15 protein-coding genes are annotated in these 8,728 nt (G+C 72.5%); 13 read left to right on the top strand and 2 right to left on the bottom strand.

Going from position 1 to position 8,728, the window contains the following annotated elements:
• On the top strand, positions 1–527 hold a 527-nt coding region (locus HUT19_RS42225; protein ID WP_217712405.1), incomplete at its 5' end, for an N-6 DNA methylase.
• 21 nt (positions 528–548) lie between these two features.
• Entirely contained in the window at positions 549–1,154 is a 606-nt protein-coding gene (locus HUT19_RS42220) for a bifunctional DNA primase/polymerase (protein ID WP_176188322.1), read from the top strand.
• Positions 1,155–1,707: 553 nt separating this feature from the next.
• Here HUT19_RS42220 and HUT19_RS42215 read toward each other — a convergent pair.
• Positions 1,708–2,667, bottom strand: a complete 960-nt coding sequence (locus HUT19_RS42215) for an ATP-dependent DNA ligase (protein ID WP_176188320.1) — start codon at positions 2,665–2,667, stop codon at positions 1,708–1,710.
• Between the two features lie 189 nt (positions 2,668–2,856).
• Between HUT19_RS42215 and HUT19_RS42210 the strand changes: the two genes are divergently transcribed.
• The 11 genes from HUT19_RS42210 to HUT19_RS42160 all read left to right on the top strand — a co-directional run bounded on the left by HUT19_RS42210 (position 2,857) and on the right by HUT19_RS42160 (position 7,868).
• Positions 2,857–3,036, top strand: coding sequence for a hypothetical protein (locus HUT19_RS42210; protein WP_176188318.1), 180 nt, complete (start codon positions 2,857–2,859; stop codon positions 3,034–3,036).
• A gap of 41 nt (positions 3,037–3,077) precedes the next feature.
• Complete coding sequence (locus HUT19_RS42205) at positions 3,078–3,443, top strand: hypothetical protein (protein ID WP_176188316.1); 366 nt, start codon at positions 3,078–3,080, stop codon at positions 3,441–3,443.
• Between the two features lie 107 nt (positions 3,444–3,550).
• Positions 3,551–4,021, top strand: coding sequence for a hypothetical protein (locus HUT19_RS42200; RefSeq protein ID WP_176188314.1), 471 nt, complete (start codon positions 3,551–3,553; stop codon positions 4,019–4,021).
• 14 nt (positions 4,022–4,035) lie between these two features.
• Entirely contained in the window at positions 4,036–4,332 is a 297-nt protein-coding gene (locus HUT19_RS42195; RefSeq protein WP_176188312.1) for a hypothetical protein, read from the top strand.
• Between the two features lie 58 nt (positions 4,333–4,390).
• On the top strand, positions 4,391–4,975 hold the full coding sequence (locus HUT19_RS42190) for a hypothetical protein (protein ID WP_176188310.1): 585 nt from the start codon (positions 4,391–4,393) through the stop codon (positions 4,973–4,975).
• A 2-nt stretch (positions 4,976–4,977) separates the two neighbouring features.
• Entirely contained in the window at positions 4,978–5,340 is a 363-nt protein-coding gene (locus HUT19_RS42185; RefSeq protein ID WP_176188308.1) for a hypothetical protein, read from the top strand.
• Between the two features lies 1 nt (position 5,341).
• Positions 5,342–5,611, top strand: coding sequence for a hypothetical protein (locus tag HUT19_RS42180; protein WP_176188306.1), 270 nt, complete (start codon positions 5,342–5,344; stop codon positions 5,609–5,611).
• A 3-nt stretch (positions 5,612–5,614) separates the two neighbouring features.
• Positions 5,615–6,106, top strand: coding sequence for a hypothetical protein (locus tag HUT19_RS42175; protein ID WP_176188304.1), 492 nt, complete (start codon positions 5,615–5,617; stop codon positions 6,104–6,106).
• Entirely contained in the window at positions 6,103–6,681 is a 579-nt protein-coding gene (locus HUT19_RS42170) for a hypothetical protein (protein WP_176188302.1), read from the top strand. Before HUT19_RS42175 ends, HUT19_RS42170 begins: the two co-directional genes overlap by 4 nt.
• Positions 6,682–6,823: 142 nt before the next feature.
• A complete protein-coding gene (locus HUT19_RS42165; RefSeq protein WP_176188300.1) occupies positions 6,824–7,360 on the top strand; it encodes a hypothetical protein in 537 nt (178 codons plus the stop codon).
• 127 nt (positions 7,361–7,487) lie between these two features.
• On the top strand, positions 7,488–7,868 hold the full coding sequence (locus HUT19_RS42160) for a hypothetical protein (protein WP_176188298.1): 381 nt from the start codon (positions 7,488–7,490) through the stop codon (positions 7,866–7,868).
• A 66-nt stretch (positions 7,869–7,934) separates the two neighbouring features.
• On the opposite strand, the gene HUT19_RS42155 is transcribed toward HUT19_RS42160, so the two are convergent.
• A complete protein-coding gene (locus HUT19_RS42155; RefSeq protein WP_176188296.1) occupies positions 7,935–8,594 on the bottom strand; it encodes a hypothetical protein in 660 nt (219 codons plus the stop codon).
• Between the last annotated feature and the right edge of the window lie 134 nt (positions 8,595–8,728).

Here is an 8,728-nt window from a genome sequence, read left to right as displayed (position 1 = left end):
ACGGCACCGTCACGGTGAACAAGAAGGGCCTCGGCGTCCGCGCCACCCTCGGCTCCTGGTACACCCCGCCCGAGGTGGCCGAGGCGATGTGCCGCCTGTCCATCGGACCGCAGCTGGACCGCCTCGCGCAGCACCCGGACCCCGGGAACCTCCTGCAGGTCCTCTCCATCGACCCGGCGTGCGGTGCCGGGGTGTTCCTCATCGAGGCGGCCCGCCTCATCGCCGGCCGCCTCGCCGAGCGGGTCTCCGGTATTTCCCCGGCCCCGGCGGTGCACATGAAGTACGCCCTGCCGGTGGTGATGCGCGAGTGCATCTTCGGCGTCGACATCGACCCGGTCGCCGTCGACCTCGCCCGTACGGCGCTGTGGCTGGAGATCGACGGCCGTGAGCCCTTCGACTTCATGGACCGCAACGTCATCGTCGGCAACGCCCTCGATGACGAGATGCCGCCCGCCTTCACCGAACGCCGCGGCGACCTGCCCACCGCAGCCGAACGCCGCGGCGCCTGGGACGAAGCCCACCACTGACCAGCGACGGACACCGGGATCATGGACGAACTCGCCTCCCGGCGGCACGACCGCCGCCAGCAGAAGGACTTGAAGGCGGTCGCGCTCGCCGCGGCTGCCCGGGGCTGGCACGTCTTCCCGCTGCGCCCGGGCACCACCGAGCCGGCCGTACGGGACTGGGCCGAGCGGGCCACCACCAACACCTGGCGGATCGTGCGCTGCTGGGACTCCGGCCCGTTCAACGTCGGCATCGTGCCGTGCGCCTCCGGGCTGCTCGTGCTGGACCTGGTCCCGGCCGGCGCGGGGGAACAGCCCCCGGAGCCGTACCGGCTGCCCGGCGTCCATGGCGGTACGGACGTCCTGGCGGTGCTCCTCGAGGAGTGGAGAGCGCGGCTGCCGTGCGAGACGTACAGCGTGGACGGTCCCGGCGGGCGGATGCAGTACTACTTCGCCCACCCGGACGACGCCTGCCCGCCGGCCGCGCCCGGCCCGCTCGCCTGGCACGTGGAGGTCCGCTGCACCGGCTCGTACGTCCCGGCCGCCGGGTGCGTCACCCCGGACGGCGCGTACACAGTGGGGCACGACGCGGCCTTGGCCGAGGCGCCGGGCTGGCTGACCGTGCCTGCCGGATTCGATCCGGACCGGTAAAACCCCCTGGACTCCATACAATGAACCGTTGTATTGTCTTGGTGTCGCCCCGGGTACCGCGGGGCGGGGGAGCGGACTCATCGAGAGCCGGACCCCCTCGTACCTCCGGATGGAGGGGGACGGGGCTGGGGGCCGGGTAAGAGTCCCGGACCGCTCCATGAAGGGCCCGCCGCTCGCGAGGCGGGCCCTTCCGCACGTCCGCTGCCGGGGCGGACTTCGCGGTCCGCCTCCGAAAATACTGACATCAATACAATGAGACGTTGTATGGTTGTGTTCGTAGGGAACCGCACCAGCGGCCCCTTGCACGGGAGTTCGGAAACACCGTGCCGCTCACGCGGCAACGAGGGAGGTTCGATTCCTTCCGCTCCCACGCGGCCAGAACGCGCGCTGGCTAGCTGGAACCGCCGCCGACGGGCGACGGGTGGCCTCATAAAGAGCCGCTCCGCGAAGGTCCCGGGTGGGAGCGAGCGGAGCGGGGGCCGGGTAGACAAGAGTCCCGGAGCCGCACCATTGGGGGGTCCACTGCTCGAGCGGTGGGCCCCTCCTTGTTGCCCTACGGGGCCTCGTCGAGCAGACCGGGCGTCAGGTCCCCCCTGACGCGCCGTACGCGCGGGCGGTGCCGGTAGCGGCCGAACTCCAGCCGCTCCTGGTCGACCTCGATCTCCACCACCACCTCCGGCGCCACCGGCCGGTAGCGCACCGGGTCCGCGCCGGGCAACCCGCCCACCGTGCCCGGCAGTTCACGCATCCCGCCGGCCGGGTGCAGCCGCGGCGCCACGGCCAGGCGCAGCGGCTGGGGCAGGGGAAGGCTCACCCCGACGGCCCGCATCCGCCCGCCGCTCGGCCGGCCCAGCACCAGGGCCTGCGCGGCCGGCGCCGTGGCGGTCACCCCGATCACGACGGCCTCCGTGGTGTGCCTGCGGCGCCACTTCAGCCAGCCCGAGCGCAGCCCCTCGGCGTACCGGCCGCTCGGCTTCGCCACCAGGCCCTCCACGCCGGACAGCGCGCCGACCCAGGCCAGCGCTTCGCGCATGTCCCCGGTGGACGGCACGGGCCGCAGGGTGTCCGGACCGCCCTCGAGGAGCCGCAGCAGTTCGGCGCGCCGCCGCGCGTACGGCAGCGGCCGGGTGTCGACGTCGCCGACCGCCAGGACGTCGAAGAGGGCGACGTGCACGGTGAAGTCCGCCCCGCGCCGGGGACCGCGGCCGGCGGACCGGCTCTGCAGCCGGTCGAAGGCGACCCCGCTGCCGTCGTCGAGCACCGCGACCAGCTCGCCGTCCAGGACCGCGTCCGGCAGCGCCCGCGCGGCGGCTGCGACGTCGGAGAACGCACGCGAGAGGTCCGTGCCGTGCCGGCTCCACACCCGAGCGCCGCCGGTCCACACCTGGCATCTCCAGCCGTCCCACTTCGGTTCCAGAGCAAGGTGCGGCCCTTCCGGGACGGCGTCGACCGCGCGGGCCAGGGCCAGCGGGACGGGCAGATCGAAGGGCGGCACACGAACCTCCAGCAGCACCTTCAGCGTAGATCGGCGACCTGGCCCGGGCGCGCCGGCCGACCGGGCGCGGTGATTGCCCGGCAATCACCCGGACGCCCCGGAACGCCTCCGCCGCACCCCACCACCCTGACCGCTAAGCCCGTTGCTTACGTATTGGGTTTAGAGCTAGTGTCGGACCCGTACCCACCCGAACAGGAAGAGGCCCGAATGTCCCGTCGCAAGCCCCGCAGCCTCGGCGTCAGCCTCGGCAACGGCGCCGCCGGACCCCACCGCTACCGCGACGAGACCCGCGTCGACGGCGGCAAGCGCTACCTGCACCGCCGCGTCCGGGCCCTCGGCAAGGCCGCGCTGCGCCGCCTCATCCGCGACGAGACCGCCACCGACTGACGCCCCCTCTCATCCCGCCCCGACAGAAGGCACCCCGCCCCATGAGCACCGTCGTCTCCGTCTCCTTCACCCGGCCCGTCCACGCCCGCGAGCTGCGCCCCGGCGACATCTTCGCCTTCCCCGAGGCCCCGACCACCGCGCTGACCGTGGTCGAGACCGAGGAGACACCACTCTCCGCCGAACTGACCCTGGCCACCCTCACGCTGATGGGCTGCCAGGAGCCGCTGAACCTGCCCAGCGCCACCCAGGTCCGGGTCATGCGCATGGTGCGCACGGTGACCCTCGACTGCCTGCTGTGCGGCAAGGCCGAGGAGATCGAGCTGAACCTCCCCAAGGACGGCGAGCCCCTGTCCCTGGTCTGCGCCGACCACAGCCCCGAAGGCGACGCGGCCCCGGCCGCCGCCTGACCCACAGCCCCGACAACCCCGGTGTCCTGGCGTGCGCCCCGCGCCGGGCGGACGCCAGGACACCGCACACCCGCCGACCCGAACCCACGGAGAACACCTTGACCCTCATGAGCAATGACCGCCTCGCCCAGCAGCTCGCCGCCACCGCGCACCCCAACACGAGGGAGGAGGCCGCCGTCTGGCTGCTCGCCGAGAGCGGCCACTGGCTGGAGGAACTCGACCGGATGGGCCTCATCAGCCGCGACACGGACTCCGGCCAGGCCCGCGTCGACTGGCCCGGCACGTCCTCCCAGCGGTACCAGCTCATCGGCACCGACGCCGAGTTCCAGATCCTGACGATCGCCCGGGCCCTGGCCGCCCCGGAACTCGGGGCCGACTTCCCCCACCTGTCCAAGCTCGACGCGGACAACCGGCTGCTGGTGCTCCACGCCATCGCGTGGGCCTCCGCCGGACGGGAGTGGGCCAAGTCGCTGCGGCTGCTGCCCGGGATGCGCTGCGGGGTCTGCGACCGGCGCCTCAAGGGCCTCGAGGGAGCGGACTTCGTCGACCACATGCGCCTGCACGGCCGCGACGTCTGAGCCGGGGAACCGACATGGACCCTGTGCTCGCCAGCGGTTTCGCCTTCGCCATGTGCGGCCTGGCCGGGTTCTTCTCCGGCCGCCTCGCCACCCACCGCGCGGCGGGTCTCGAGGCTCTCGGCACCCTCTGCGCCGCCGTCGGAGCGCTCCGCCTCGGCAACCTCCCCCTGACCGGCATGTCCACCGCCCTGACCCTGCTGCTGGCCTGGACGTGGTGGAAGGGCGGCGGAGGCGACGACACCCGCCGCAGCAGGCGCCGCCTGCGCCGGATGTTCACCCCAAGCCGACGCACCGCGCCCGCCCCGTCCTGAGCCCGCCACGGGCGCCGACCAGTGCCACGGTCGGCGCCCCTCGCAAGGAGCGACCGAAGTGACCGAAGTTCCCAACTCCCCGGCCAAGACCGTCCCGGTGCTGGTGCTCCCGCCGCAGGCCGGCAACACCCAGCACTACCGCATGCGGCTGGCCGACCACGCCTTCGACGGCGCGCCCGGGCACCCGCTGTACGGCACCGGCAGCGACCCGAAGAACATCGTTCTTCTCCCGTACCACACCGGCCGCTGCGACCAGTCGGAGCGGCGCGTCCGTGAGCACGCCGAGCTGGCTGCCGACTGGACCCGCCGCCTGAAGGCGGTCGGCTTCACGGTGCGCCCCGCCCGCCGCTGCGGACTCATCGCCACCTGCGACCTGCCGCCCACCGAGGCCGTCGTCGAACGCCACGGACCGGTCGAGGAGTTCACCCGCAAGGTGACCTTCCCCGCACATGGACTCGGGGGCCTGCTGCGCCTGGTCCCCACCCACGCCAGCGCCAACTACGACGTGCTCACCCTCGACGGCGAGGTCCTGCGGTCCGTGACGGAACTGGCGCACGGCGTCGAGGCGCTCGCCGTCCACTTCGGCCTGCCCGACGACGTTATGAACACCACCTTCCTCCCCACCCACCCCGCCTGGAGCTGACCGTGTCCGCCTTCACCGCCGAGCAGATCTTTGCCGCGCTCTACCAGGCGCTCCGCCCCGACGCCGTCAACGGCCGCTGGGAGCGCGGCTACGAGTGGGCGATGGAGTGCGTCCGCAAGATCCTCGTCCAGTACCGCCTCGACGGCAGTCCCGAGCACAACCTGAAGGTCGTCGAGCCCGCCATCCGCGAGTGGCTGGACGCCGGACCCGACTACGACAGCCAGGCGTACAACGACGGCTGCGCGGTCGGCCAGCAGACGATCCGCAGCATCCTCGACGGCGACCGGGACGAGATCCTCTCCCAGCTCCAGGACGCCGCCACCACGGCCACCAGGCTCTACGCCCAAGCCCAGCAGGTGACCTGACATGGCCGACGACGACCTCCCGGACAACGTGATCCCCTTCCGGCGCCGCCGCACCGGCCCGCCGCCCGCGATGCGGCGGCAGTGCGTCTGCGGCGCCTTCTGGAGGCCCGGCTTCTCCAGCGACCCGGCCTGGCTGCTGACCGCCGACCCCCTCTGGGACTCCTTCGTCGGCGTCACCCACTGCCAGGGCTGCGGCCGTCACAAGCTCTCCGTCATCACCGGCCGCGACATGCGGCGCGACAGCAACCGCCCCTCGGGAAGGAGCACCTGACAAGTGGCACGCGACATCGGCATGGCACCGGACGCCAAGGTCTACCGCGCAGTCATCATCAAGTCCTACGCGGACGGAAGCGTGTTCACCGCGTACGAAGGCCCCTACGACAAGATCGGCTCGGCCCGCGCCCGGGTCACCTTCTGGGAGAACCACTTCGCCAAGAGGGACAACGGCGACAAGGCCACCGGGCACGTCGAGCAGTGCCAGCCCGCCTGGGAGAAGGCACCCGCCCGCGCTCGCCGCCGTACCGCGAGGACCTCCGCTGCGTCCGGCGACGAGGCGCCCAAGGACCCCGTCGCGCTGATCCGCGCGGCGATGGCGCAGCGCCGCGGCATGCACGGCAGCCACGCCGCCGACCTCCTCGCCGAGCACGGCTTCACCGAGGAAGCCGACCGGATCCGGGCCGAAGTCTGCGCCCAGATGGGCCACTTGTCGGCCAAGCAGGCCCTCCAGCTGCTCACCGCCGCCCCGGCGGACGGGACCGACCGATGACCGACTCCGTGCCCGCCGGGGGACAGGCCCCGGCGGGCGAAGGAGGGCAGGCGCTGCTCCTGCCGGCCGAGGAGGGCGTCCGGCCGAAGATGTACCTGCAGCGCCTCGCCCGCCTCGCCCTCGAGGACGCCCCCGGCCGGCCGCTGTACGCGCCGAACGAGACGCCGCACACCATCGGCGCCATCCACCACCACGCCGGCCGGTGCGACCAGTCCCGCAAGCGGATCGATGAACACGCCGCCAACAAGGCCGAGTGGACCCGCCGCCTCGAGGCCGTCGGCTTCACGGTGCGGCCCGGGCGCTGCGGCGTCGTCGCCACCCTCGAACTGCCGCCCACCGAGGCCCTCGTCGAACCGTACGGCGAGGTGCAGGACTTCACCGACCGGGTGACCTTCCCCGCGCACGGCGTCGGCGGCCTGGTCCAGCGGTGCTGGGCGCACACCGGCTACATCGGCTGCAAGATCACCTCGTCCACGGGGCAGTCGGTGAAGCCGACCAGGACCGTCGACCAGGCGGTGGTCGCGCTGGCCCTGCACTGGGGTCTGCCGCACCACGTGCACATCACCCGGCGATGACCTCGGAGCGGCCCGCGCCGGCCGTTACGGCGGGCGCGCCACTGAGGAAGATGGGCGAACCCCTTCACACCATACAATGATGCGTTGTATGGTTGAGGGGTGGTCATCCCTCCGGGGTCGTCGACGAGAGCGGGAGACGGAGATGGCGCAGCGCTGGTGGACCCTCGCCAAGCAGGACATGAACACCCAGGTCGCCGACCGCGGCCACACCCTCACCTGGAAGCAGGTCCCCCGCCCGACCCTCGACCACGCGCTGGCCTTCGAGGGCACCTGCCGCGACTGCGGTGCCACCGTCACCATCGGCTCTGGCTGGTCCTCCTGCGGTACGGTCCGCGACGCCCGCAGCAGCGACTGCTCCGGGCCCGGCACCGCCGTCCTGACCCAGCTCGAACAGGACCGTTCCGCCGAACTGACCGGCGAGGCCGTCGGGGAGTACCTCCAGGCCCTCGCGGACGCCGGCATCACCCCGGCGCGCCCCCAGGAGCCCTTCCGCAACCCGCTCGCCCCCGAGGGCCAGTGCGGGCTCATGAGTACCGACGGCTACACCTGCATACGCCGCCTCAACAGGCGCGGCACCCACCGCGGCAACGAGTGGGGTGGCCCTCACGGGCATGTCGGCACCCACCCCGACGACGACTTCACCCGCCCGTTCGACAACGACAAGCTCCTCATGGCCTGAGCCGCCAACTCCGGTGTCACGGAGGGGTGTTGGCGCGAGGAAGATCGGCGAACCGACTTCACACCTTACAACTCTGCGTTGTAAGGTGTGGGGGTAGCGAGAACCACCGACCACAAGGGGAACGACCATGCTGACCAGCGTCACCTTCGCCGACGGCACCACCGCCCGGATCAGCTACTTCAAGGACCTGGGCCACGCCCTGTACACCTTCGACGACGACACCATCCACGTGATGCCCGGCTACTTCGGCCAGCCCGACCGGCTGGCGGTCACCATCAGCCTCGGCAGGCCGGGCGACACCAGCGGCTACCGGCTCACCGGCCTGCACGTCGGCGACTACCTCCTGACCGGCACGGTGATGTGCACCGGTGACGGCCTGACCCCGCACCCGCACCCGCACAGCCCGGACAAGTTCCCGCTGAAGGACATCACCGACGCGGACGCCCGGCAGGACGCCGCCGACTACCTCTCGGACATTGCCAGCCACTTCTACAACACCTTCGCGTGAGCCGCGAAGGCCCGGGGCCCCGCAGCGCCTCCCGCGGCGCGGCGGGGCCCCGGTGCGTGTGGACCGCTACTTCACCGGCTGCCACGACCCGCAGCTGCGCGTCGTGAACTGCCCGTCCCCGGACCGCACCGTCACCCGCACCTCCTGCGCCGACGTCGCGAACGCGTTGTCGAGCACCTTCCCCGACCGCGATGTGCGCTCCCAGTAGCACTCGCGCAGCGCCCCGGTCGTGCGGTACGCGCCCGCCGGCATCTGCCCGGCCCCCGAGCCCACCTCGTACGTGCCGTCGGCGAACCACCGCTCGTACGTGCCCTCCACGGCCGCCTTCAGCGTCTTGGCCTGCGCCGGGCAGAACTCGGTGACTCCCTCCTCGAGGACCGTCTCCCCGTCCTGCTTGGTCAGCTCCCTCTCCGCCAGCCACTGCGCCGGCGGGACGCCGTCGAGCTCCTTCTCGCCGAGGAGGTCGCAGTACCGCTTCATCGCGTCCGCGGACGACCCGGTGCCCTGCCCCTCGAAGTAGTAGCTGGTGCCTTGCACCAGTTCGTTGAACTTCTCCTCCGGCGTCGCCGCGGCCGGCGGGCTGCTGGACGCCGCGGCCGTGCCCGCCGCGGACGCCGTCCCCGCCTTCCCGGCCTCGCTCGTGCCGCCGTCGGAACAGCCGGACATCACCACCATCGCCGCCACCGCGCCGGCTGCGACGATCCCCACCCCAGGTAAACGTCTCATCCGCGCAGAATCGCACTCGAAGATCGCCGGGGGAGGGGAAACCGGGAGATTCGCCTCTGCCGCACGAGGCGCGGGCCCAGGGTCCCGCCGTCCGGCGGGAACCCTGGGCCTACTTCCAACCGCTCCGCGGAGCG

Source organism: Streptomyces sp. NA02950, from assembly GCF_013364155.1.
In the GTDB taxonomy this organism is placed as follows: Bacteria; Actinomycetota; Actinomycetes; order Streptomycetales; family Streptomycetaceae; genus Streptomyces.
Note: the sequence above shows the minus strand (reverse complement) of the source record. Positions and strands in the feature narration are given on the sequence as shown.